24 protein-coding genes and 3 tRNA genes are annotated in these 22,082 nt (G+C 70.8%); 4 read left to right on the plus strand and 23 right to left on the minus strand.

Annotated features, from left to right (window positions below; genetic code table 11):
• Positions 1–85: 85 nt before the first annotated feature.
• The 8 genes from ACFW6B_RS07120 to ACFW6B_RS07155 form a co-directional block, all read right to left on the minus strand.
• Positions 86–1,141, minus strand: a complete 1,056-nt coding sequence (locus ACFW6B_RS07120) for a UDP-N-acetylmuramate dehydrogenase (protein ID WP_386592879.1) — start codon at positions 1,139–1,141, stop codon at positions 86–88.
• A 118-nt stretch (positions 1,142–1,259) separates the two neighbouring features.
• Positions 1,260–2,753, minus strand: coding sequence for a DHA2 family efflux MFS transporter permease subunit (locus ACFW6B_RS07125; protein WP_386592881.1), 1,494 nt, complete (start codon positions 2,751–2,753; stop codon positions 1,260–1,262).
• 99 nt (positions 2,754–2,852) lie between these two features.
• The gene (locus tag ACFW6B_RS07130; protein ID WP_386592882.1) at positions 2,853–3,422 is read right to left on the minus strand and encodes a TetR/AcrR family transcriptional regulator; all 570 of its coding nucleotides are present in this window, start codon (positions 3,420–3,422) and stop codon (positions 2,853–2,855) included.
• A 170-nt stretch (positions 3,423–3,592) separates the two neighbouring features.
• Complete coding sequence (locus ACFW6B_RS07135; RefSeq protein ID WP_386592884.1) at positions 3,593–4,021, minus strand: MaoC family dehydratase; 429 nt, start codon at positions 4,019–4,021, stop codon at positions 3,593–3,595.
• Position 4,022: 1 nt separating this feature from the next.
• Complete coding sequence (locus ACFW6B_RS07140; protein ID WP_386592886.1) at positions 4,023–4,475, minus strand: MaoC family dehydratase N-terminal domain-containing protein; 453 nt, start codon at positions 4,473–4,475, stop codon at positions 4,023–4,025.
• Between the two features lie 271 nt (positions 4,476–4,746).
• Positions 4,747–4,911, minus strand: coding sequence for a 50S ribosomal protein L33 (gene rpmG / locus ACFW6B_RS07145; RefSeq protein ID WP_003948671.1), 165 nt, complete (start codon positions 4,909–4,911; stop codon positions 4,747–4,749).
• An 87-nt stretch (positions 4,912–4,998) separates the two neighbouring features.
• A tRNA-Met gene (locus tag ACFW6B_RS07150) sits at positions 4,999–5,071 on the minus strand.
• Between the two features lie 46 nt (positions 5,072–5,117).
• Positions 5,118–5,190 (minus strand) — tRNA-Thr (locus ACFW6B_RS07155).
• A 380-nt stretch (positions 5,191–5,570) separates the two neighbouring features.
• Between ACFW6B_RS07155 and ACFW6B_RS07160 the strand changes: the two genes are divergently transcribed.
• Positions 5,571–6,833, plus strand: a complete 1,263-nt coding sequence (locus ACFW6B_RS07160) for an amidohydrolase family protein (protein WP_386592888.1) — start codon at positions 5,571–5,573, stop codon at positions 6,831–6,833.
• A gap of 37 nt (positions 6,834–6,870) precedes the next feature.
• Here ACFW6B_RS07160 and ACFW6B_RS07165 read toward each other — a convergent pair whose 3' ends face one another.
• The gene (locus ACFW6B_RS07165; protein WP_386592890.1) at positions 6,871–7,935 is read right to left on the minus strand and encodes a hypothetical protein; all 1,065 of its coding nucleotides are present in this window, start codon (positions 7,933–7,935) and stop codon (positions 6,871–6,873) included.
• A gap of 144 nt (positions 7,936–8,079) precedes the next feature.
• Here ACFW6B_RS07165 and ACFW6B_RS07170 point away from each other — a divergent pair, with 144 nt between their 5' ends.
• The gene (locus tag ACFW6B_RS07170) at positions 8,080–8,736 is read left to right on the plus strand and encodes an SDR family oxidoreductase (RefSeq protein WP_386592891.1); all 657 of its coding nucleotides are present in this window, start codon (positions 8,080–8,082) and stop codon (positions 8,734–8,736) included.
• 60 nt (positions 8,737–8,796) lie between these two features.
• Here the strand turns inward: ACFW6B_RS07170 and ACFW6B_RS07175 are convergent, their stop codons facing one another.
• The 4 genes from ACFW6B_RS07175 to ACFW6B_RS07190 form a co-directional block, all read right to left on the minus strand.
• Positions 8,797–9,009, minus strand: a complete 213-nt coding sequence (locus ACFW6B_RS07175; RefSeq protein ID WP_386592894.1) for a hypothetical protein — start codon at positions 9,007–9,009, stop codon at positions 8,797–8,799.
• Between the two features lie 233 nt (positions 9,010–9,242).
• A complete protein-coding gene (locus ACFW6B_RS07180; protein WP_386592896.1) occupies positions 9,243–9,428 on the minus strand; it encodes a hypothetical protein in 186 nt (61 codons plus the stop codon).
• Between the two features lie 256 nt (positions 9,429–9,684).
• On the minus strand, positions 9,685–10,023 hold the full coding sequence (locus ACFW6B_RS07185) for a hypothetical protein (protein WP_386592898.1): 339 nt from the start codon (positions 10,021–10,023) through the stop codon (positions 9,685–9,687).
• A 580-nt stretch (positions 10,024–10,603) separates the two neighbouring features.
• A tRNA-Tyr gene (locus ACFW6B_RS07190) sits at positions 10,604–10,685 on the minus strand.
• A gap of 201 nt (positions 10,686–10,886) precedes the next feature.
• On the opposite strand from ACFW6B_RS07190, the gene ACFW6B_RS07195 reads away from it, so the two are divergent.
• Positions 10,887–11,375, plus strand: a complete 489-nt coding sequence (locus tag ACFW6B_RS07195) for a YajQ family cyclic di-GMP-binding protein (RefSeq protein ID WP_386592900.1) — start codon at positions 10,887–10,889, stop codon at positions 11,373–11,375.
• Positions 11,376–11,490: 115 nt separating this feature from the next.
• Here the strand turns inward: ACFW6B_RS07195 and ACFW6B_RS07200 are convergent, their stop codons facing one another.
• Positions 11,491–11,757, minus strand: coding sequence for a GlsB/YeaQ/YmgE family stress response membrane protein (locus tag ACFW6B_RS07200; protein WP_386592902.1), 267 nt, complete (start codon positions 11,755–11,757; stop codon positions 11,491–11,493).
• A gap of 189 nt (positions 11,758–11,946) precedes the next feature.
• Between ACFW6B_RS07200 and ACFW6B_RS07205 the strand changes: the two genes are divergently transcribed.
• A complete protein-coding gene (locus tag ACFW6B_RS07205; protein ID WP_386592904.1) occupies positions 11,947–13,191 on the plus strand; it encodes an APC family permease in 1,245 nt (414 codons plus the stop codon).
• 31 nt (positions 13,192–13,222) lie between these two features.
• Here the strand turns inward: ACFW6B_RS07205 and ACFW6B_RS07210 are convergent, their stop codons facing one another.
• The 9 genes from ACFW6B_RS07210 to ACFW6B_RS07250 form a co-directional block, all read right to left on the minus strand.
• Entirely contained in the window at positions 13,223–13,789 is a 567-nt protein-coding gene (locus ACFW6B_RS07210; RefSeq protein ID WP_386592907.1) for an SMI1/KNR4 family protein, read from the minus strand.
• Positions 13,790–13,901: 112 nt separating this feature from the next.
• Positions 13,902–14,294 carry a YccF domain-containing protein gene (locus tag ACFW6B_RS07215; protein ID WP_386592908.1) on the minus strand — a complete coding sequence of 131 codons (393 nt, stop codon included), beginning with the start codon at positions 14,292–14,294 and terminating at the stop codon, positions 13,902–13,904.
• Positions 14,291–15,154, minus strand: coding sequence for a zinc metalloprotease HtpX (htpX, locus tag ACFW6B_RS07220; RefSeq protein ID WP_386592910.1), 864 nt, complete (start codon positions 15,152–15,154; stop codon positions 14,291–14,293). Before htpX ends, ACFW6B_RS07215 begins: the two co-directional genes overlap by 4 nt.
• A gap of 224 nt (positions 15,155–15,378) precedes the next feature.
• The gene (locus tag ACFW6B_RS07225; protein ID WP_386592913.1) at positions 15,379–16,878 is read right to left on the minus strand and encodes an NADH-quinone oxidoreductase subunit N; all 1,500 of its coding nucleotides are present in this window, start codon (positions 16,876–16,878) and stop codon (positions 15,379–15,381) included.
• On the minus strand, positions 16,875–18,449 hold the full coding sequence (locus ACFW6B_RS07230; protein ID WP_386592914.1) for a NuoM family protein: 1,575 nt from the start codon (positions 18,447–18,449) through the stop codon (positions 16,875–16,877). Before ACFW6B_RS07230 ends, ACFW6B_RS07225 begins: the two co-directional genes overlap by 4 nt.
• Positions 18,450–18,455: 6 nt before the next feature.
• Positions 18,456–20,447, minus strand: coding sequence for an NADH-quinone oxidoreductase subunit L (locus tag ACFW6B_RS07235; RefSeq protein WP_386592916.1), 1,992 nt, complete (start codon positions 20,445–20,447; stop codon positions 18,456–18,458).
• The gene (nuoK, locus tag ACFW6B_RS07240; RefSeq protein ID WP_386592919.1) at positions 20,444–20,824 is read right to left on the minus strand and encodes an NADH-quinone oxidoreductase subunit NuoK; all 381 of its coding nucleotides are present in this window, start codon (positions 20,822–20,824) and stop codon (positions 20,444–20,446) included. Before nuoK ends, ACFW6B_RS07235 begins: the two co-directional genes overlap by 4 nt.
• Positions 20,824–21,489 (minus strand): NADH-quinone oxidoreductase subunit J, encoded by a 666-nt coding sequence (locus tag ACFW6B_RS07245; RefSeq protein WP_386592921.1) that lies wholly within the window; start codon positions 21,487–21,489, stop codon positions 20,824–20,826. Before ACFW6B_RS07245 ends, nuoK begins: the two co-directional genes overlap by 1 nt.
• Positions 21,486–22,082 carry a NuoI/complex I 23 kDa subunit family protein gene (locus ACFW6B_RS07250; RefSeq protein WP_386592923.1) on the minus strand — a complete coding sequence of 199 codons (597 nt, stop codon included), beginning with the start codon at positions 22,080–22,082 and terminating at the stop codon, positions 21,486–21,488. The genes ACFW6B_RS07245 and ACFW6B_RS07250 overlap by 4 nt, the downstream gene beginning before the upstream one ends.

Consider the following 22,082-nt stretch of genomic DNA (forward strand, 5'->3'; position numbering starts at 1 on the left):
CGGGGGCGTGGGTGACGGGCGCCCGCCGGGGGGCCGGGGTGCCGTGGTGCCCGGGTGCCGGTACGCCGGTACGCCGGTACGCCGGTCAGAGGCTCGCGTTCACCGTCACCGGCTCGTTGACGAGCGTGATCCCGAACGCCTCGCGGACACCGGCGACGACTTCCCGGGCCAGCCCGAGCAGGTCCTCGGTGGTGGCCCCGCCCCGGTTGGTCAGGGCGAGGGTGTGCTTGGTGGAGATGCGGGCGCGCCCGGTTCCGTAGCCCTTGGTGAAGCCCGACCTGTCGATGAGCCAGGCCGCGGAGGTCTTGGTGTGTCCCTCGCCCGCCGGGTACGCCGGCGGTGCGGCGTCGGCGCCGAGCCGCTCCTCCACGCGCGCGCGGAACGCGGTGAACGCCTCGTCCGTGAGGATCGGGTTGGTGAAGAACGATCCCGCGGACCAGGTGTCGTGGTCCTCGGGGTCGAGCACCATGCCTTTGCCCGCACGGAGCTTCAGGACGGTCTCGCGCGCCGCGTCGAGGGGCACGCGGTCGCCGGGCTCCACGCCGAGCGCACGGGCCGTCTCGGCGTACTTGATCGGCGCCGACAGCCCCTGGGCGTCCTCAAGACCGAAGCGCACCCGCAGCACCACATGGCGCTCGGGGTCCGCCTTGAAGCGGCTGTGGCGGTACGAGAAGTCGCACTCGGCGTTGGTCAGCGTGACCGTCTCGCGCGTCTTCCGGTCGTAGGCGATCACTTCGGTGATCGTCGACGACACTTCCTGGCCGTACGCGCCCACGTTCTGGATCGGTGTCGCACCGGCCGACCCGGGGATCCCCGCGAGGCACTCGATCCCGGCGAGCCCGGCCTCGACGGAGCGGGCGACCGCGTCGGTCCACACCTCGCCCGCGGCCAGCTCCAGGTTCGTACCGTCGAGGGAGAAGCCCTTCGTGGCGATGCGCAGGGCGGTCCCGGCGAAGCCCTCGTCGCCGATGACCAGGTTCGAGCCGCCGCCGATGAGCAGCAGCGGCGTACCGGAGTCGTCGGCCTCGCGCACGGCGGCGACGACCTCGTCGTCGGTCGTGGCGGTGATCAGCCGGGCGGCCGGACCGCCGAGCCGGAAGGTGGTCAGCGGGGCGAGCGGGGCATCGTGGAGTTCCTGCACGGGCCCAAGAGTACGAGAAGGGGTGGGGGCGCCCCGCCACCGGTGCGCTCCCGGCGTGCGAACGGCCCCGCCCGTGGGGGCGGGGCCGTGGCACCGGCGCCTTCGGCGGGGCGTCCCGTCAGCGGGAGACGGTCTCCAGCGGGACGGCCTCCGGAGCGTCCGGCAAGCGCGTGGGAGCGTCGGCCGTCGGCTCGGTGCGCCGGGCGGCCGGGATGGCCAGGACCGCGATCCCCGCGAGGGCCACGGCGAAGGCACCGACCACGAGCGCGGGCCGCAGTCCGTCGATGAAGGTCTCGGCCGTCGCGTAGCCGCCCTGCGCCGAGAAGATCGAGGACATCACCGCGACGCCGAGCGCGCCGCCCACCTCGCGCAACGCGTTGTTGGCGCCGGAGGCGACGCCCTGCTCCTGGGGCCGGACGCTGGACATGACCAGGTTGGAGGCCGGGGCGAAGTAGAGCGACATCCCGATGCCGCTGATGATCAGCGCGGGCAGCTGGGAGGCGTACGAGGCGTCGGCGGCGACCACGACGGCGTAGTACGCGAGCCCGGCGGCCTGCAGGAAGAGCCCGGTGGCGACGACGGGGCGCCCGCCGACGCGGTCGGACAGGTAACCGGCGACGGGCGCGACGAGCATCGGCATGCCGGTCCAGGGAAGCATCCGCAGCCCCGCCTCGGTCGGCGAGTAGCCGAGCACGCCCTGCATGTACTGGCTGAGCAGGAAGATCGAGCCGAACATCCCGAGGAACATCAGCAGGCCGGCCGCGTTGATCCCGGCGAAGGCGCGGGAGCGGAAGAGCCGCATCGGGAGCATCGGGTTCTTCGCCCGGGTGCCGTGGACGACGAAGCCGACGAGCAGCGCGGCGCCGAGGATCAGGCCGGTCAGGACGTACGTGCCGGTCCAGCCGTCGGCGGGCCCGCGGACCAGGCCGTAGACGATCCCGAAGAGGCCGCCGCTGGCGAGCAGGGTGCCGGGCAGGTCGAGCCGGGCGCCGGCGCCGAACGACTCGGACAGGCGCAGCCGGGCGAGCGGGAGCACCGCGAGCCCCAGCGGAACGTTAAGCCAGAAGATCCAGTGCCAGGAGACGTGCTCGGTGAGGCTGCCGCCGATGAGGGGCCCGGAGGCGACCGCGAGTCCGTTGACGGCGCCCCAGATCCCGTACGCCGTTCCGCGCTTGGCGGCGGGGACCGCGGCCGTCAGCAGGGTCAGGGTCAGGGGCATCATGATCGCCGCGCCGACGCCCTGGACCGCGCGGGCGGCGATGAGCGAGTCGATGCCGGGCGCCATGGCCGCGGCGGCCGAGGCGCCGGTGAAGACGCTCAGGCCGACCAGGAAGAGCCTGCGGCGGCCGAACCGGTCCCCGAGCGCAGCGCCGAACATCAGCAGGACGGCGAAGGTGAGCGTGTAGGCGCTCACGGTCCATTCCAGGTCGTCGAGCGCTCCGCCGAGATCCTCGCGGATGGAGGGCAGTGCGGTGGTGACGACGAGGTTGTCGAGGGCCGCCATGAAACCGGCGACGCTCGTGACGAGGAGCGCCCACCCGGCTCCGCCGCGACGCGTGGTCGGTTCCGGTTCCGGTGCCGTGTCCGCCGTCTTTGTCGTCCTCTGAGACATCGCTCCCCCTGAGCGTGATGTGATCGCCATTGACGTTAGTTATTGATGACTAACTTTGATGGGCATGAAAAGGCGCGGAGTTCCGCCTTCCCTCTCGCGCTACTTCTCCAGCCGGCCCGTGATCCGCGCCGACGGGTAGACCCCTTCCCAGACCCGGTGCCCGGGCGGGAACCCCATCGCCACCATGCAGTTGATGAGCATCCCGTACGCCATGAAGGTCGAGGTCTCGCCGACGTCGGCCCCGAGCGGCCCGTGAACGGCGTCCCACAGCCGCATCCAGCCCGCCCGGACGGCCTCGCCGAACTCGTGGTCGCCCGCCTCCTCGGCCGCCGCCACCGCGACGTACGTCTGCATCTGCATGAGCAGCCGCTCCGGGTGCTCCGAGATGACCTTGACGTAGGCGTTGGCCATGGCGTGCAGGGCCTCCTCGCCCTCCAGCCCTTCGGCGGCCCCCACCATCGTCTGCCGGGACAGTTCCATGCAGCGTTCGGCGGCCGCCAGGAAGATCGCCTTCTTGCCCGGGAAGAGCCTGAAGAGATACGGCTGCGAGACGCCCACGCGCCGGGCGATCGCCTCGGTGGACGTGCCGTGGTAGCCACCGCGGGCGAACTCGCTCATCGCCGCGCGAACGACGCTCTCGCGCCTCTCCTCCGCGCTCATCCTGACCATGCGACAAAGTTAGTACTCAATCACTAACTGGGTCAAGGACGGACGGAGGCCGGAAACGCGTAAGGGGCGCCCGTCATGGACGGGCGCCCCTTACCGGGAAGCCGAAGCACTGCCGCCCGGCAGCCGGAGCGCGGACGCCCGGTGGCCCCGGGCGCCTCCGGACCCCGAGGTCAGGCCAGCCGTACGACCGCTCGCGACATCCCCAGCACCTTCTGGCCGCCGCTGGTCGCCGTGAGGTCGACGCGCACGGTGTTGTCGTCGAGCTTGGCGGCGACCTTGGCGCTCACCTCGACGGTGGCGCCCTTGTCGTCGTTCGGGACGACGACGGGCTTGGTGAAGCGGACCCCGTACTCGACGACGGCGGCCGGGTCGCCCGCCCAGTCGGTCACCACACGGATCGCCTCGGCCATGGTGAACATGCCGTGCGCGATGACGTCGGGAAGGCCCACCTCGACCGCGAACTTCTCGTTCCAGTGGATCGGGTTGAAGTCCCCGGAGGCCCCCGCGTACTGCACGAGCGTGGCGCGCGTCACGGAGAACGTCCGGGCCGGCAGCTCGGTGCCGACCTCGACGTCCGCGTAAGAGATCTTCGCCGCCATGTCAGCCCACCTCCGCCGCGCGGGCCACGAGCTTCGTGACGGCCGTCACGACGTGCTCGCCCGCCTCGTCGTGGACCTCGCCACGGACGTCCAGGATGTCGTTGCCCGCGAGGGACTTGATCGACTCGATGGTCGAGGTGACCGTGAGCCGGTCGCCCGCGCGCACCGGGCGCGTGTAGACGAACTTCTGGTCGCCGTGCACCACGCGGCTGTAGTCGAGGCCCAGCTGCGGGTCCTGGATGACCTGGCCCGCCGCCTTGAACGTGATGGCGAACACGAAGGTGGGCGGGGCGATCACGTCGGGGTGACCGAGAGCACGTGCGGCCTCGGGGTCCGTGTACGCAGGGTTGCTGTCCCCCACGGCCTCCGCGAACTCGCGGATCTTCTCCCGACCGACCTCGTAGGGGTCGGTGGGCGGGTAGGACCGCCCCACGAAGGACTGGTCGAGCGCCATGGGCTCGGCACCTCCTGGTTGTCTTCGCTGCGCTGGTTGTCTTCGCTGCGCCCGGCACCTTCACCGCACCGGGTGTCTTCACCGCGCCGGCCGCCTTCGTCGTGACGGCCGTCACGGCTGCCGCAGCGGGACCGGCCGTTTTGGCCGGACGGCCCATCTTCGCTCGAAAACTCCGGTCCCGCTCATGACGCCGGGTACGCACCGGGCACCGGTTCCACAACGACGCGAGGCCGCCCCCCGTGAGGGGGACGGCCTCGTGTACGAGCCTGAATTATCGCGTTTCGCGGTGCGCGGTGTGCGCGTTGCAACGCGGGCAGTGCTTCTTCATCTCCAGTCGGTCCGGGTTGTTACGCCGGTTCTTCTTGGTGATGTAGTTCCGCTCCTTGCACTCCACGCAGGCCAGCGTGATCTTCGGGCGGACGTCGGTGGCAGCCACAGGAGTGCTCCTTGACGAACGGATGGGACATTAACGCATAGAAGAGTAGCCGATCGAAGGACCGACCCCACAATCGGCTACTGTCTGTAGCGGTGACCGGACTTGAACCGGTGACACAGCGATTATGAGCCGCTTGCTCTACCGACTGAGCTACACCGCTGAGATGCGATCGGGCCCCGTCTCTCGACGGGAACCTCTCACACCAGAGCCCCAATACGGAATCGAACCGTAGACCTTCTCCTTACCATGGAGACGCTCTGCCGACTGAGCTATTGGGGCGAGCGATGAAGACATTACACGGTCCGCCGCCGATCGCCCAAATCCGTTTCGCGGCACCCGCCCGGCCCTGATCACGGGCCTTTCCCCGGACGTTCCCGGGAGCCCTCACACGTCCCTTGGGGCTCCTGGATCACAGGGGGTGACGGCTCTCCGGCCACCGGGGCGGCACGGCCGGTGCCGGGCCGGTACCGAAGACCTCCGGCCCCCGGGCCCACCCCGAAGACGGCCGGTCCCGGCCCACGGGCCACGCCGGTACGACTATTGCGCTCCTCCCTGACGCCGACGGGTCGCCGTCCTAGGCTCGACCCACACTGCGTGATCTTGTGTCCCCACGCTCCGCAGCCGTCCCTCCGCAGCCGCCCCCGAGCCACAGGAGCGCGATGCCCGACAGTCAGCAGCAGCCGCCCCACTCGTCCTCGGGACGGACCGCCACGGCCGCTCTCCTGCTGTGCGGGGCACGGCTCACCGACGGCCGGACCGTGGACGTACGGCTGGGCGGCGGCCGTATCGAGGCGGTGGGCACCGCCGGAAGCCTGGCGGCGGGCGCCTCGGGGGCTCGCGCCGCGAAGGTGGACCTCGACGGTTACCTCCTCCTGCCGGCCCCCGCCGAGGCCCACGCGCACGGCGACACCGCCCTGACCGCCGAGGACGACGGACCTCTCGCCTACGACGACCGGGCGGTCCGGCGCCGGGCCACCGAGGCGGCCCTGCTGCAACTGGGGCACGGGGCGACGGCGTTGCGGTCCCACGTGCGCGTCGGTGACGTACAGGGGCTGGACGCGCTGGCGGCGGTGCTCGAGGTGCGGCGGTCGCTGCGGGGGCTCGCCGAGGTGGCGACGGTCGCGATGCCGCGGGTGCTGACCGGGGCGGCCGGTGCCGACGGTCTCGCGATGCTGCGGGACGCCCTGAAGATGGGCGCTTCCGTGGTGGGCGGCTGCCCGGACGCCGACCCCGATCCGACGGGGTACGTCGAGGCGGTCCTGGAACTCGCCTCCGAGCACGGCTGTCCGGTCGACCTGCACACGGACGCGGCCGATCCCGCCCGGCTCGCCCGCCTCGCCGCGATGGCGGGCGGGCTGCGGCCCGGGGTGACCCTCGGCCCGTGCGGCGGGCTCGGCCGGCTGCCCGCCGGGGCGGCCTCCCGCGCCGCGGACCAACTCGCCGCGGCGGGAGTGACGGTGGTGTGTCTGCCGCAGGGCGGCTGCGGCTCGGCCGACCGGCGGGGCACCGCTCCCGTACGGCTGCTGCGGGCGGCCGGGGTACGGGTCGCGGCGGGCAGCGGCTCCCTGCGCGACGTGTCCAACCCGGTGGGCCGCGGGGACCCGCTGGAGGCCGCGTACCTGCTGGCCTCGCGGTACGGGCTGCGTCCCGAGGAGGCGTACGACACGGTCGGTCGTGCCGCCCGGGCCGTCCTCGGGCTGCCCGAGGTGCGTGTGGAGGCGGGGTTCCCGGCCGAGTTGCTCGCCGTCCGCGGGGACCGGCTGGCGGGGGTGCTGTCCCTCGCGTACAGCCGGATCGTGATCCACCGCGGGCGCGTGGTGGCACGGACCAGCGCGGTGCGGGAGTACTGCGACTCGGCGGCCGATTCCGGGCTCGAACTGCCCCGGCAGGGACGGGAAGAGCCGTCCTGGCCGGGGTTCTGACGCCTCGGGCGGCAGGAACCCGCCCCCCCCTTTTTCGCTAGAGCCCGCCGCCCATGAAGGCGCCCAGCGGACTGTCGCCGGGAATCTTGCCCACGGGGAACTCGGTGGCTCCGGACGGCGCCCCGACGTCACCCGCTTCGGAGAACTTCAGGACGAGGGGAAGCTTGGCCTTGACCGGGCCGTCGACGAGAACGGACAGGTCGAACCGGATCTGCCGGAGGTCGCCGTCCTTCAGGGTGAAGTCGACGGCGGCCTTCTTGTTCGGCGCCTCCTCCAGCTCCTCCGCGGCGGGGAGTTCCGCGCCCGCCGGAAGGTCCTTCTGCAGCGGACGGAGCTTGTCGAAGACGCCGGTGAGCAGGTCACGGACGTTGCCCGTGGCGATGACGTGCTCGACCCCGCCGGAACCGCCCTTGGTCCGGAACCTGACCTCGTGGCCGATGACACCGCGCACGGCGTCGAGAACCTTCTTCTGGGTCTTGGCGTCGATCTCCTCGTCGTCACCCTTCGGGGCGCCCCCGGCGGACTTCCGCGCCCGCTCCAGCTCCTTGGTGTCGACCTTCACCCACTCGCCTTCGAGGATCTTCCTGAACTCCTTCTGGTCCGAGGAGAAATCGTCGGCCGTCGGTACGGGAAAGCCCATCGCCTCACCGATGGCCTTCATGTCGCTGCGGTAGTACATGAAGTCGCCGACGATCCGGTACTCGACCAGGACGCCGTCGGCGCCCGCGATCTTCACGCTCGTTCCGACGAGGTCTTTCTCACCCGAATCCGCCAGTTCCTTGCGGGACTTGACGGAGACGTCGACCTGCAGACCGCTGACGAACTTCGCGAACTCCGGCGGAAGGGGTTCCTCGGAACCGTCCTCGCCCGCGACGGCGTCGATCGCGGCCGCGTCGGCGTCCAGGTCCAACTGGAAGGCGAGCGACTTCTGTTCGCCGAGACGGGAGACGGCCTGGTCCACCTTCTGCCCGGCCGTGAGGTTCTGGACCGTGCCGCAGGCGGCGGCCGCGGTGAGAAGGACGGCGGTGCAGCCGACCGCGGTGACGGTCTTGCGTATGACGGTGATGATGGTCTCCTCGTGCGACGCCGCACGGCCCCGCACGGCGTTCCTTCGTTCGCGTGTTCACTCGTTCCGACGCGTTCTCGCGGCGATCACCCACGCGTTCACAGTGATCACCCATGTGACGCACGAGTTGCCCACAGGGTTGTGCGGCGAACGCGGTCATCCGGGCGTACGGTCGGAAACATGCGCATTGTCATCGCTGGTGGTCATGGTCAGATCGCGCTGCGGCTGGAGCGGCTGCTCTCCGCACGCGGGGACGAGGTCGCGGGGATCATCCGCCGCGCCGAACAGGGGGACGACCTGCGGACGGCCGGCGCCGAGCCCGTCCTGTGCGACCTGGAATCGGCATCGGTGGAGGAGGTCGCCGCGCATCTGCAGGGCGCGGACGCGGCCGTCTTCGCGGCGGGCGCGGGCCCGGGCAGCGGCGCGGACCGCAAGCAGACGGTGGACAAGGGCGCCGCGATCCTGTTCGCGGACGCCGCCGAGCGCGCGGGCGTACGTCGACACGTGGTCGTCTCCTCCATGGGCGCGGACCCGGCCCACACGGGTGACGACGTCTTCGACGCGTACCTGCGCGCCAAGGGCGAGGCCGACGAGTACATCCGCGGCCGTACGGGTCTGGACTGGACGATCCTGCGCCCCGGCGGCCTGATCGACGACGCCGGAACCGGCCTCGTACGCCTGGAGGTCTCGACCGGCCGCGGCACGATCCCCCGCGACGACGTCGCCGCGCTCCTCGCCGAACTGGTCGACACCCCGGCCACCACCGGCCTGACCCTGGAAGCCGTCAGCGGCTCGACACCGGTCTCGGTCGCGGTGAAGGCGGTGGCGGGGAACTAGGGCCGCTCCTGACCGCCACCGGGGCTGCCAGGCCCCCACTCTCCGCTTCCCGCTCCCCGCTCAGAACAGCGGGAGCTGGCCGGGAAAATCGGGAACGACGTAGCCGTCCAGCGTGGGCTGCGCCGCCCCGATGAACGCCTCCCGGCGCGAACCGGGGCACGAGACCAGTTCCCCGGTCCCCCGCGCGCCCTGCGGATCGTGCCGGGCGAACCGCCCGGCGACGACGGCGATCTCCCGACGGCACTCGGGGCAGCTCCTGCGACGCGATGACATGGGATCAGTGTGCCCCGCGGACCAGGACTCCCGTCACCACCCACCGCACCGATGCACTACGCCGGACCGGACGAAAACTCCCCGTCCGAGGAATGTCACGCATTTTCGTATCCGTATCCGCATCCGTCACCGGGTGAAACTTTCCCCCGCAGGAAGAATTCGAAGCACGGGAACGAAACAGACCATGGCCGACGCCCGCCTGGTATCAGCTCCCCCGCATCAACTCACCGCCCTCACCCGGGCAGTTCATCCACGTAGCGCTTCGCCATCACGAGCGAGACGTACGGGTGCTCCTCACGCACCGCCTTTGTCACGTTCCCGATGCAGTCACCGGCCCGGGCGGGTGGTGAACCAAACAGCACCGACGCCCCCGCCGCAGTCACCCCGGCCAATGACCGCTTCAACCTCTTGGAGTTCATGCCGCCCCGATGTTCCCGATCGCCACAGGGCGAACAAGGGGTAGCTTTCACTCCGGTTGCAGTTTTCATGTGCAGCCCGACAGGGCGCGGGGACGACACGGGTGCGCACACCACCGCATGAAACGCAACGCGCCAGCCGCTGCCCCCTGGGACGGGACTTCGGCACGGCACCCCGCCATCCCGGTGCCACCGCGATGGCGGCGGCAGACCCGACGTCCGGCCGTCCGTGATCAAGCGCAGTCGTTTCTGCAGCTGGCTACGCACGCCGATCCGGCTGGGGCCGGTCCAGGCCCACTGAGCCGACGCCGGGGTGTCGGCTCGCCCGAACGGTCCTCTCGGCGAGAAAGACGAGCCCGAAGGAAGCAAGCCTTGCCACCCATCGGATCGGGTCGGTGAGCACCACCATTTCGACCGCCAGCGAGGCCACCCCGACGGCCATCACCAGCATCCCCCAGCCGAAGACGCGGGGCCGCACGACATGTCGCCCAGCACGGGCGAACAGCCGACCACGCGTGATCGCCGCGATGCCTTTGCCGGCAGACCACAGCGCCGCCACCCCCATGAGCATCGCGAAACAGATCACGACCTGGTGCATCACGCCCCCCCACGCGCCGGATTCACGCCGGACGCCAGCGTGAGCATGACAGCGCGGCCGTCACACGTCCACGCATCCTCGTGAACCGCAGCCATCCCCGTTCGGCCGAACACGAAGCCCCCCGATCCCTGCGTCCGCCCACCACACGGACCGTGCGGACGCCCCGGGGTGAACACCGGATCCACCAGGGCGCCACGCGGTCCGTGAACGCCGTCCGGTGCCGATCCCGCCGCACTTCGTCCGCATGCTGCGGGAGCACATCACCGCGCACGGCACGGCACCCGACGGCCGGCCCTTCCGGGCGAACCGCAATGGGCTCCTGCAAGAGACGGGCTACGGAGAGGTGTGGGCGAACGCCCGAAAGAACGTGCCGAGCAAGACGGAGACGGCTTCTCCGCCGGCCCGCCGCCCCTACGACCCACGGCACGCCGGGGTGTCGTTCCGGCTCAGTTCCGGGGTGGACGCCAAGGTGCTCGACCAGACCCGGGGGCGCGCGGACAGCCGGATCGAACAGGACCGGGAACGAAGAAACCCCCTCCGACCTGCCGTTAAGGCTGGTCGAAGGGGGTTTACCTTCATGTGGCGGCGCCAGGATTCGAACCTGGGAAGGCGAAGCCGGCAGATTTACAGTCTGCTCCCTTTGGCCGCTCGGGCACACCGCCGGGGTTGCTGCCCCTGAGCCTCGCTTTCGCGGTGCTCCCTGGCAACGACGTAAACGATACCCGATGCTCGGGGATGCTTCGCCACCCAATTGATCGACGCTTGGGGGGAGGGGGGTGGCTAGGCTTATGCGGATGCGGCCGGAGGCCTACGTCGGGCTCGACGGCCGCCCCTACGCACCCCGATACAAGGAGCCACAGGACATGGCCGACTCCAGTTTCGACATCGTCTCGAAGGTCGAGCGGCAGGAGGTCGACAACGCCCTCAACCAGGCCGCCAAGGAGATCTCGCAGCGCTACGACTTCAAGAACGTCGGCGCCTCCATCTCCTGGTCCGGCGAGAAGATCCTCATGGAGGCGAACTCCGAGGAGCGGGTGAAGGCCGTCCTCGACGTGTTCGAGACCAAGCTGATCAAGCGCGGCATCTCGCTGAAGTCGCTGGACGCCGGTGAGCCCCAGCTCTCCGGCAAGGAGTACAAGATCTTCGCGACCATCGAGGAGGGCATCTCCCAGGAGAACGCGAAGAAGGTGGCGAAGATCATCCGCGACGAGGGCCCCAAGGGCGTGAAGGCCCAGGTGCAGGGCGACGAGCTGCGTGTCAGCTCGAAGAGCCGCGACGACCTGCAGGCCGTTCAGGCCCTCCTCAAGGGCAAGGACTTCGACTTCGCCCTGCAGTTCGTGAACTACCGGTAGAACGCCCGGCAGGCGCCATGACGGGCCCGCGGGAGCGGACAGCGGTACGAGGAAGGGTGGGCACCCCGGGTGTCCACCCTTGTCGTCCGTCGGCCGCGGTCCGGGCGACGCCGGCTCAGCGGCGCGAGTCGCCGAACAGGATGCGGTAGAGGATCAGCAGGACGAGCGAGCCGCCGATGGCCGCGACCCAGGTGGCACCGTCGTAGAAGTGCTTGCTGACGGGGTGGTCCAGCCAGCGGGCCGATATCCAGCCGCCGACGAAGGCGCCCACGACACCGATGACGGTCGTTCCGACGAAGCCTCCCGGGTCACGCCCCGGGAGCAGGAACTTGGCGATGGCGCCGGCGAGCAGCCCCAGAACGATCCAGCTGATGATCCCCATGCCCTGAAACCTGCCCTTCCGTCCCGTGTTCACGCTGTCCAGGCCCTGTGATCCCGGTCCGGACGGGCCGTGTCCGTGCTGTCCGTGTCCGGTGCGAGTCGCACGTACCGGTGCCGTTCGGGCATCGGGCTGATGAACAGGACGTCTCCACGGCTCCCGGCGGTTGCGGTGATCAGTAGGGTGCGGCGTATGCCACCGTCCAGTCCCGAATTGCGCCGCACCCTAGGGGTCGGTGACGCCGTGGTCATCGGGCTCGGCTCGATGATCGGTGCCGGTGTCTTCGCCGCGCTCGGCCCCGCCGCGCGGGCGGCCGGGTCCGGGCTCCTGCTCGGGCTCGCGGTCGCCGCGTTCGTCGCCTACTGCAACGCGATGTCCTCGGCCCGCCTGGCCGCCCTGTACCCCGCTTCCGGCGGCACGTACGTCTACGGGCGCGAGCGGCTGGGGACCTTCTGGGGATATCTGGCGGGCTGGTCGTTCGTCGTCGGCAAGACGGCCTCCTGCGCGGCGATGGCACTCACCGTGGGCGCGTACGTCTGGCCCGCGCACACGCACGCGGTGGCGGTCGCCGCGGTCGTCGCGCTGACCGCCGTGAACTACGGCGGCATCCAGAAGTCGGCCTGGCTGACGCGGGTGATCGTGGCGGTGGTCCTGGCGGTCCTCGCTTCCGTGGTGGTGGGGTGTCTCGGGTCCGATGCCGCCGATGCCGGGCGGCTGGGCATCGGTCTGTCGTCCGGCGCGGCCGGGGTGCTCCAGGCCGCCGGTCTGCTCTTCTTCGCGTTCGCCGGGTACGCGCGGATCGCCACGCTCGGCGAGGAGGTGCGCGATCCGGCGCGCACCATCCCGCGCGCGATCCCGTCGGCGCTGGGCATCGCGCTCGCGGTGTACGCGGCGGTCGCCGTCGCCGTCCTTTCGGTGCTCGGAACGGACGGGCTGGGACTCGCCCCGGCGCCGCTGGCGGACGCCGTACGAGCGGCCGGACTGCCGGGGCTCGTGCCGGTCGTGCGGGTGGGGGCCGCCGTGGCCGCGCTCGGCTCTCTTCTCTCCCTGATCCTGGGTGTCTCGCGGACCACGCTGGCCATGGCCCGCGACCGTCATCTGCCGGGTGCCCTGGCCGCCGTCCATCCTCGATTCCAGGTCCCGCACAGGGCGGAACTGGCCGTGGGCGCGGTGGTCGCGGTGCTGGCCGCGACCGTGGACGTGCGCGGTGCGATCGGCTTCTCCTCCTTCGGTGTGCTGGCGTACTACGCGATCGCCAACGCCTCCGCCTGGACGCTGGGTCCGGCCCCGGCATCGCGGGTCGTGCCGGTGCTGGGTCTCCTCGGCTGCGTGACGCTGGCCTGTGCACTGCCGGGGGCTTCGGTGGTCGCCGGCGCGGCGGTCCTGGCGGTGGGGGCGGCCGCGTACGGCGTACGGCTGTGGGCGGCCTCTCGCTGAGTGCCGTCCCGTGCTCCCGTGGTTCAGGAGGTCAGGGAGCCCGCGTCGCCGTCGTACGCAGGGGGAAGTCGGGCCAGGGAGGGAGGTCCGCGTCGTCGCTGGACTCCTCGTACCAGCCCGTTCCCTCCAGCCATGCGAGCAGCCAGGTCGCGAGGTCGGGTGCGTCCACGTACCAGGCGTGGTCGGCCCGGTCGGCGTTGGGCTCGAAGAGCAGGACGGTGCCGTCGGGGCTCCGGCAGTCCACGCACGCGTACATTCCGCAGCCCCAGTGGGATATGGGCAGGACGCCCTCGGGCCAGGGCCAGTCGGGGTCCTTGCGGCCGCTCTCGCGGCTGGCGAGGTACTGCGGAACAGCCGCCGGCTCGCCCGACGGCTGGCCGTCGAGCAGGGGCAACAGGCCGTATTCCGGACCGAATCCGCCGTCCCCTATCCGCAGGTAGAGCGAGGCGAGCAGTGCGGGCAGGGGGAAGCCGAGGGCGGCCTCGGCGCGGGCGACCTCGTCCGGCCCCACGGGGGCGGGGAGCGAAGGCCAGCCCCACGGACGGGTGTTGCGGGCCTCCGTGGCGACCCGTGCCAGCAACTGCTCGATCTCGGTCATGGGTTCATGATGCAGCGCACCGCCGACAATCGGGCGGCCTGTGGACAACCCGGACGCGAGAGGGACACCGGCCCCGTTCCCGGCGCGGAGCGCGGTGGGTGGTCCCGTGCTCCTACCGCCCGGCGAACGGCTCGTCGGTGCGGACGATTTCGCGTCCCAGCGGGAACAGCGAGATCGGGATGAGCTTGAAGTTGGCGATGCCGAAGGGGATGCCGATGATCGTGATGCACATGGCGATGCCCGTGACGACGTGGGCCAGGGCGAGCCACCAGCCCGCGAGGACGAGCCACAGGACGTTGCCGATGCAGGACGGGGCGCCGGCGTCGTGGCGCTCCACCGTCGTATAGCCGAACGGCCACAGCGCGTAGATGCCGATACGGAACGACGCGATGCCGAACGGGATTCCGATGATCGTGATGCACAGGATGATGCCCGCGGCGAGGTACCCGAGGAACAGCCAGAAGCCGCTCAGGACGAGCCAAATGACGTTCAGAATTGTCTTCATTGCTGACGGCCTGCCATCTGCTCGAGCCGGGAGATGCGCTCCGCCATCGGCGGATGCGTGGAGAACATCTTCGACATTCCCTGTCCCGGACGGAATGGGTTCGCGATCATCATGTGGCTTGCGGTCTCGATGCGCGGCTCGGGAGGCAGCGGGAGTTGCTTCGTGCCCGTCTCGAGCTTGCGCAGCGCGCTCGCGAGGGCGAGCGGGTCGCCGGTGAGCTGGGCGCCGGACGCGTCCGCCTCGTACTCCCTGGAGCGGCTGATGGCGAGTTGGATGAGAGATGCGGCGATCGGGCCGAGGATCATGACCAGGAGCAGTCCGAGGATGCCGGGGCCGTCGTCGTCGTTGGACCGGCCGACGGGGATCAGCCAGGCGAAATTGACCAGGAACATGATCACGGAAGCGAGGGCGCCGGCGACGGACGAGATCAGGATGTCGCGGTTGTAGACGTGACTGAGCTCGTGGCCGATGACACCGCGCAGCTCGCGCTCGTCCAGGATGCGCAGGATCCCCTCGGTGCAGCACACGGCCGCGTTGCGCGGGTTGCGACCCGTCGCGAAGGCGTTCGGCGCCTCCGTCGGTGAGATGTACAGGCGCGGCATGGGCTGGCGGGCCTGTGTCGAGAGGTCGCGGACCATGCGGTACAGGGCCGGGGCCTCGAACTCGCTCACCGGGCGGGCGCGCATCGCGCGTAGAGCCAGTTTGTCGCTGTTCCAGTACGCGTAGGCGTTCGTCCCGACGGCGATGAACAGCGCGACGATCAGGCCTGTGCGCCCGAAGAAGCTGCCGATGACCAAGATGAGTGCGGACAGTCCCCCGAGGAGTACGGCTGTCCTGAGCCCGTTGTGCCGGCGGTGCACGGTAGCCCTCCAAGTCGTGCGGCGGGGGAACCCTTTGCTTGCTGATGCTCTGCTTCCACTCTTCAGTGGATCCTCCCGTACTGGTCAACGCCAGACGGGAGGCACTAGTTCCCTTGTGCGCGTTGCCTGGCGGGTGGGCCGTCCGGGTGATTCGGACGGCCCGTCCACGCGCGCGCGTGTGCCCCTCGGGGACTCCGTGGAGGGCCGTTTCAGGGGGTGGCGGTTCAGAAGAGGGCGGTCTCCGAGAAGCGGAGGACCAGCTGGGGCGCCCCGGACAGGACGACGCCCAGGACGGCTGTCAGGGCGATGGCCGCGGTGAGCGGAGCCGGTGCGCGGTGCGTGCCCGGCTCGCCTTCGGGGGCACGGAAGAGCAGCGCCGTCCACTGGAGGTAGTAGAAGAGCGCGATCACCACGTTGACGGCCATGACGACGGCCAGCCAGCCGAGCCCCGCGTCGACGGCCGCCGAGAAGACGGTCACCTTGGCGAAGAGGCCGATGACGCCCGGCGGCAGGCCGGCGAGGCAGAGCAGGAAGAAGCCGAGGACCAGCGCGGAGAGGGGGCTCTCGGCGTACAGGCCGCGGTAGTCGCTGATGCGGTTCAGGGGGCTCCGGCGGGCCACCACGGCGGCCACGGCGAAGGCTCCGAGGTTCACGGCGGTGTACATGAGGGCGTACGCGACCGTGGAGCCGATGGCCTTCTGGGCGTCCTCGGAGTAGGCGGCGGCCGCGATCGGGACCAGGAGGTATCCGGCCTGGCCGACGGAGGACCAGGCGAGCAGCCGTACCGCGCTGTACGCGCGCGTGGGCCGCTGCCGCAGGGCGCCGACGTTCCCGACGGTCATGGTGAGGGCCGCAAGCGCCGCCAGCGCCGGGCCCCAGACGTCCGCGTACGAGGGGAGGGCGACGACGGTGACGAGGATGAGCCCGGAGAAGCCGACCGCCTTGCCGACGACCGACAGGTAGGCGGCGATCGGCAGGGGCGCGCCCACGTAGGTGTCGGGCACCCAGAAGTGGAAGGGCACGGCGGCCGTCTTGAAGGCGAAGCCGACGAGGGTGAGGACGACACCTGCCTGGGCGAGGGTGTGGAACTGCCCGTCGACGTGCTGGATCCCGTCCGCGATCCGGGTGAGGTAGAGGGTGCCTGTCGTCGCGTAGACGAAGCTGACGCCCATGAGGCTCACCGCGGTCGCGGTGACGGAGGACAGGAAGAACTTCAGGGCCGCTTCCGAGGACTTCTTGTCGCCGCGCTTGATGCCGACGAGCGCGAAGGCGGGCAGCGAGGCGACCTCCAGCGCGACGATGAGGGTCGCGAGGTCGCGGGAGGCCGGCAGGAGGGCGGCGCCCGCGGCGGAGGAGAGCAGCAGGAACCAGTACTCCCCCTCGGGGAGTTCCCGGTCGGCGTCCTTCAGCGCGGTGACCGACAGCAGGGCGACGAGGAGCGCGCCGCCGAGGACCAGGAGCTGGATGACCAGGGTGAAGCCGTCCGCCACGTAACTGCAGGTGTCGGTGGCGCCGGTCAGGCAGAACGTGGCCCGGTCGCCGTCGCGCAGGGGCAGGAGCAGGAGCGTGGACGCGGCGAGGCCCGCGACGGACATCCAGCCGAGTACGGCCTTCCTCGTGTCGCCGATGAAGAGATCGGTGACGAGGACGACGAGTCCGGCGACCGCCGCGAGGGTGGGCGGCGCGATGGCGAGCCAGTCGACGGACTGGACCAGGGAACTCATCGGGTGCCTCCTGCGAGGAGCTGCTGTACGGCCGGGTCGGTCAGACCGAGCAGGGCCCGGGGCCACAGGCCGGCGGCGACGGTGAGGGCGACGAGCGGTGTCCAGGCGGCGAACTCGTAGGTCTGGACGTCGAGGAGTTTCGGTGTCTCCCGGGGTGTCGCGCCCATGCAGACGCGGCGGACGACGATGAGCATGTACGCGGCGGTGAGCAGCGTGCCGAACGCGGCGATCGTCATGAACGTCAGGTAGGCGGGGCGGCTGAGGCCGGGGGCGGGTTCGAACGCGCCGAACAGCGCGAGCATCTCGCCCCAGAAACCGGCGAGGCCCGGCAGTCCGAGCGAGGCGACGGCGGCGAAGGCCAGCAGGCCGCCGAGTCGCGGTGCCTTGCCGTACAGCGCGGCTCCGGACTCCTCGGCGAGGGTGTCGAGGTCGGTGGTGCCCGTGCGGTCCTTCAGCGCTCCCACGAGGAAGAAGAGGAGGCCGGTGATGAGGCCGTGGGCGATGTTGGCGAACAAGGCGCCGTTCACGCCGGTCGCGTCCATCGTCGAGATGCCGAGCAGGACGAAGCCCATGTGGCCGACGGAGGAGTAGGCGATGAGCCGCTTGAGGTCGCCCTTCGCGCCCTGCTTGGCCAGGGCCAGGCAGGCCAGGGAACCGTAGATGATCCCGACCACGGCGAAGGCGGCGAGGTAGGGGGCGAAGGTCCGGAAGCCGTCGGGTGTGACGGGCAGCAGGATCCGTACGAACCCGTACGTGCCCATCTTCAGCATGACGCCGGCCAGCAGGACCGATCCGACGGTCGGGGCGGCGGTGTGGGCGTCGGGCAGCCAGCTGTGCAGCGGCCACATCGGGGTCTTGACCGCGAGCCCGATCCCGATCGCCAGAACGGCGGTGACCTGCACGGATGTGCTCAGCGACCGGCCGTTGTCAGTGGCGAGTGCCACCATGTCGAATGTGCCCGCCTTGATTCCGATCAGGAGCAGGCCCAGCAGCATGACCACGGAACCGAGCAGGGTGAAGAGGATGAACTTCCAGGCCGCGGCCTGGCGCTGGGCTCCTCCCCACCGTGCGATGAGGAAGTACATCGGGATGAGCACCGTCTCGAACGCCAGGAAGAACAGCAGCAGATCGAGGACGGCGAAGGTCGCGAGCGTGCCGGACTCGAGGACGAGCAGCAGTGCGACGAACGCCTTCGGGGTCGGGCCCGAAGGCATCTTGAAGTAGGAGTACAGCGCGCAGAGGAAGGTCAGCAGCGCGGTCAGGACCAGAAGGGGGAGGGAAATGCCGTCGACGCCGAGGTGGATCCGCACGTCGAGTGCGGGGATCCAGCTGATGTCCGTCGTGGCCTGCATCTTCGACGGGTGGTCGTGGTCGAAGCCGAACGCGAGGACGACCGCGGCGATGAGGACCACGCCCGTGACGGTCACGCCGTGCCGCAGCACCGCCTGTTCGGGCGACTTCCCCTTCAGTCCCGGCGGTGCGGGGAGAAGAGCGGCGGCGGCCCCGATGAGCGGGCCGACGACGATCAACGCGAGAAGAACCTGCATCACGGATTCACTGATATCGATCACGCCTGCTCACGCTCCCGTGGCGACGAGGAGGGCGGCGACCACCAGGACGACGGTGCCGGCGAGCAGCGCGCTCACATAGGTCTGCACATTGCCGGTCTGCGCACGCCGTACGGCGGTGCCGAGCCAGCGGGGTAGGGCGCCCGCGCCGCGTACGTAGGTGTCGACGACCTCTCGGTCGAGGAACCGGACGAGCGAGGCTCCGGCCTGGACCGGGCGGACGAACAGCGCGGAGTACACGGCGTCGAGGTGGAAGCCGACGGCCGCGTGGCGGTGCAGCGGGCCGAGCAGCAGCCGGCCCGGGTCCGCCGGGTCGGGTGCGTGGGCGACGTCTCCGAAGACGGGCTCGTGGGCGGCGATGGCCTCGGCCTCGACGTGTCCCGCGTCGGCGTCCGGGTGTGCCGCGACCGCCCCCAGGGGGACGCGCGACACCAGGGCGGTGGTGTGCCGCCAGGCTCCGTAGGTGACGATCCCGCCGACCAGGGCGAGTCCCGTGCCGAGCACCGAGGTGGTGAGGACCGGCGTCAGGTCGCGGCCGTCGAACCAGTCGGACAGCGGGCCGAACGCCAGGCCGAACACGATCGAGGGAACGGCGAGCACCCACAGCACGGCCGTCATGGTGACCGGCTGCCTGCCGTGGTCGGGGGCGTCGGCTCCGTGGCCGCGGAAGGCCAGCAGCCACAGCCGGGTCGCGTACGCGGCGGTGAGGACGGCGGTGACCAGACCGGTCACCAGGACGATCCAGCCCGCGGCGCCGGGGGCCTGCTCGGTGTGCCCCGTGGCGACGTGCTCGGCGGCGCCGAGGACGGCCTCCTTGGAGAAGAAGCCGCTGAAGGGAGGGATCGCGGCGAGTGCGAGCAGCGCCACGGTCATCGTCCAGAAGGCGTCGGGTACGCGGACGCGCAGGTCCTTCATCCGGGACATGGCGGCCAGCGAGTTGGTGCCGGTGGCGTGGATGATCACGCCGGCGGCGAGGAACAGCAGCGCCTTGAAGGCGCCGTGCGCGAGGAGGTGGAAGACGGCGGCACCGCGGTCGCCGACGGCGAGGGCACCGGCCATGTAGCCGAGCTGGCCGATCGTCGAGTAGGCGAGGACCCGCTTGATGTCGTCCTGGGCGAGCGCCGCGAGTCCCGAACCGACCATCGTGACGCCGGCCATGACGGCGAGGACGACCATCGCGGCCGCGGAGGCCTGGAAGACGGGGAGGAGCCGGGCGACGAAGTAGACACCGGCGGCGACCATCGTCGCGGCGTGGATCAGCGCGGAGACGGGTGTGGGACCCGCCATCGCGTCGGGCAGCCAGGTGTGCAGCGGGAACAGCGCCGACTTGCCCGCCACGCCCGCGAGGAGCAGCAGGGCGACGACGGTCGGGTGGTGCAGCCCGCCGCTCGCCACGGTGCCGAGGACCGTGGTGATCCGGAAGGAGCCGGCGTCGGTGGCCAGCGCGAACAGACCGATGAGGAAGGGGACGTCGCCGAGCTTGGTGACCAGGAAGGCCTTGAGGGAGGCGGCGCGGGCTTCCGGGGTCTCCCAGTAGTGGCCGACCAGGAAGTACGAGCAGATGCCCATGATCTCCCAGCCGACCAGCAGCACCATCAGGTCGCCGGAGTAGACGACGAGCAGCATCGCGGAGGTGAACAGGGAGACGAGGGCGGCGTACGAGGGGTAGCGCGGGTCGTCGTGGAGGTAGCCCGTCGAGTAGATCTGCACGCAGGTGGCGACGACGCCGACGAGTACGGCGACGAGGGCGGCGAAGCCGTCGATGTGCAGGCCCAGTTCGATGGGGACCGAGCCGGTCGGGGTGAGTTCGGTGTGCGTGTCGACGGCCCGGCCGCCGCCCTGGTCCACCGCGACCGTCACGGCGAGGACGAGCGAGGCGAGGACGGGCAGGACGGCGAGCGGGCGGACGAGGCCCGGGGCCGTGCGGCCGAGGAGGAGTCCGGCGACGGCGCCGAGGAACGGAAGGAGGGGGACGAGGACGGCGAGGGTGGTCGTGGTCACGCGGTGGCCTCAGCCTTCTCGGCCGCGGGGGCGTCGCTGTCGGGGTCGTCGGGGCCGTGGCCCTCGGCGGTGTCGCGGAGCTTGTCGATGTCCGAGGTGCCGCGGTTGCGGTACACGGCGAGGACGATCGCCAGGCCGATGCCGATCTCGGCGGCGGCGACGGCGATGGTGAACAGGGTCAGGGCCTGGCCGGAGTGCAGGGTGTCGCGGGCGGCCCTGGAGAGCCAGACGTCGAAGGCGACGAGGTTCAGGTTGACGGCGTTGAGCATCAGCTCGACCGACATCAGGACCAGGATCGCGTTGCGGCGCGCCAGGACTCCGTACAGGCCCGTGCAGAACAGGAGGGCGGCGAGCACGGCAGGGTAGGCGAGGTGCATCAGCGGACACCTTCCTTGTCCTGCTCGCCGTCGCGGCCTCCGGGGACGCGCGGGGTGGTGGCGGTCGTGGTCGCCGCGGCGGTGTCCGCCTTCGCCTTGCGGGAGAGGACGATCGCGCCGACCAGGGCGGCGAGGAGGAGGACGGAGAGCGCTTCGAAGGGGAGGACCCAGTTCTGGAACAGCGAGGCCCCGGTCACCTCGGTGGAACCGGCGGGGGCGCCGTCCAGGTCGACCCACGTCGTGCGGAAGGCGTCGACGACGACCCAGACCAGGGCGCCGGCCGAGGCGACGGCCACGGTCAGGGCGGCCCAGCGGTTGCCCGAGTCGGCGTCCGGGGAGCGGCCGATCGGGGCCTTGGTGAGCATCAGACCGAACAGGAGGAGGACGACGACGGAGCCGACGTAGATGAGGACCTGCACCCAGGCGATGAACTCGGCCGTCAGCAGGAGGTACTCGACGGCGAGGCCGCCGAGGGCGACCACCAGCCACAGCGCGGCGTGCACCAGCTGCTTGGTGGTGACGGTGACGACCGCGGCGCCGAAGGTGAGCAGGCCGACGAGGAGGAAGGCGACCTCGACACCGGTCGGGGAGAGGAAGCCGTGGTGCCCGTCGGCGACGGTGGTGGCCGTGCGGGACGCCGTCGCCGTGGCTGCTGCGAAGGTCACGACTGTCCCTCCTGCGTGCCCGAGGGGGGTGTGACCGGAGGCTCCGGCTGCCCGGCGTCCTCGGCCGCCTGCTCGGCGGCGAGTTTGTCGGCGGCCTTGCGGGCGGCCGCGATCTCCTTGGGCTCCTCGGCTCCGGGGTCCAGGGCGGGCGGGGCCGGCACGGTCCACATCCACTCGCGGAGCTTGTCGCGTTCGTGGGTGAGCTCGTGGATGTCGGTCTCCGCGTACTCGAACTCGGGGGTCCAGAACAGCGCGTCGAAAGGACAGACCTCGATGCAGATACCGCAGTACATGCACAGGGAGAAGTCGATGGCGAAGCGGTCGAGGACGTTGCGGCTGCGCTCGCGGCCTCCCGGCGCGGCAGGCGGGACCGTCTCCTTGTGCGAGTCGATGTAGATGCACCAGTCCGGGCACTCGCGGGCGCACAGCATGCAGACCGTGCAGTTCTCCTCGAAGAGGGCGATGACACCACGGGTGCGGGGCGGGAGTTCGGGCTGGACGTCCGGGTACTGCGCGGTGACGGTCTTCTTCGTCATCGTGCGGAGGGTGACGGCCAGACCCTTGGCGAGGCCGGAGCCAGGAATGGGGGCCAT

It is taken from the genome of Streptomyces sp. NPDC058751 (genome assembly GCF_042746485.1).
Lineage (GTDB): Bacteria > Actinomycetota > Actinomycetes > Streptomycetales > Streptomycetaceae > Streptomyces.

Coding starts and splice junctions, on each gene's coding strand:
- ACFW6B_RS07215 (WP_386592908.1), bottom strand. CDS start 14,294: ATGAAGACAATTCTGAACGTCATTTGGCTCGTCCTGAGCGGCTTCTGG.
- ACFW6B_RS07200 (WP_386592902.1), bottom strand. CDS start 11,757: ATGGGGATCATCAGCTGGATCGTTCTGGGGCTGCTCGCCGGCGCCATC.
- ACFW6B_RS07125 (WP_386592881.1), bottom strand. CDS start 2,753: ATGTCTCAGAGGACGACAAAGACGGCGGACACGGCACCGGAACCGGAA.
- ACFW6B_RS07180 (WP_386592896.1), bottom strand. CDS start 9,428: ATGAACTCCAAGAGGTTGAAGCGGTCATTGGCCGGGGTGACTGCGGCG.
- nuoK (WP_386592919.1), bottom strand. CDS start 20,824: ATGCACCTCGCCTACCCTGCCGTGCTCGCCGCCCTCCTGTTCTGCACG.
- ACFW6B_RS07160 (WP_386592888.1), top strand. CDS start 5,571: ATGCCCGACAGTCAGCAGCAGCCGCCCCACTCGTCCTCGGGACGGACC.
- ACFW6B_RS07170 (WP_386592891.1), top strand. CDS start 8,080: ATGCGCATTGTCATCGCTGGTGGTCATGGTCAGATCGCGCTGCGGCTG.
- ACFW6B_RS07175 (WP_386592894.1), bottom strand. CDS start 9,009: ATGTCATCGCGTCGCAGGAGCTGCCCCGAGTGCCGTCGGGAGATCGCC.
- ACFW6B_RS07130 (WP_386592882.1), bottom strand. CDS start 3,422: ATGGTCAGGATGAGCGCGGAGGAGAGGCGCGAGAGCGTCGTTCGCGCG.
- ACFW6B_RS07135 (WP_386592884.1), bottom strand. CDS start 4,021: ATGGCGGCGAAGATCTCTTACGCGGACGTCGAGGTCGGCACCGAGCTG.
- ACFW6B_RS07250 (WP_386592923.1), bottom strand. CDS start 22,082: ATGGCCCCCATTCCTGGCTCCGGCCTCGCCAAGGGTCTGGCCGTCACC.
- ACFW6B_RS07225 (WP_386592913.1), bottom strand. CDS start 16,878: ATGAGTTCCCTGGTCCAGTCCGTCGACTGGCTCGCCATCGCGCCGCCC.
- ACFW6B_RS07185 (WP_386592898.1), bottom strand. CDS start 10,023: ATGCACCAGGTCGTGATCTGTTTCGCGATGCTCATGGGGGTGGCGGCG.
- ACFW6B_RS07140 (WP_386592886.1), bottom strand. CDS start 4,475: ATGGCGCTCGACCAGTCCTTCGTGGGGCGGTCCTACCCGCCCACCGAC.
- ACFW6B_RS07195 (WP_386592900.1), top strand. CDS start 10,887: ATGGCCGACTCCAGTTTCGACATCGTCTCGAAGGTCGAGCGGCAGGAG.
- ACFW6B_RS07205 (WP_386592904.1), top strand. CDS start 11,947: ATGCCACCGTCCAGTCCCGAATTGCGCCGCACCCTAGGGGTCGGTGAC.
- ACFW6B_RS07210 (WP_386592907.1), bottom strand. CDS start 13,789: ATGACCGAGATCGAGCAGTTGCTGGCACGGGTCGCCACGGAGGCCCGC.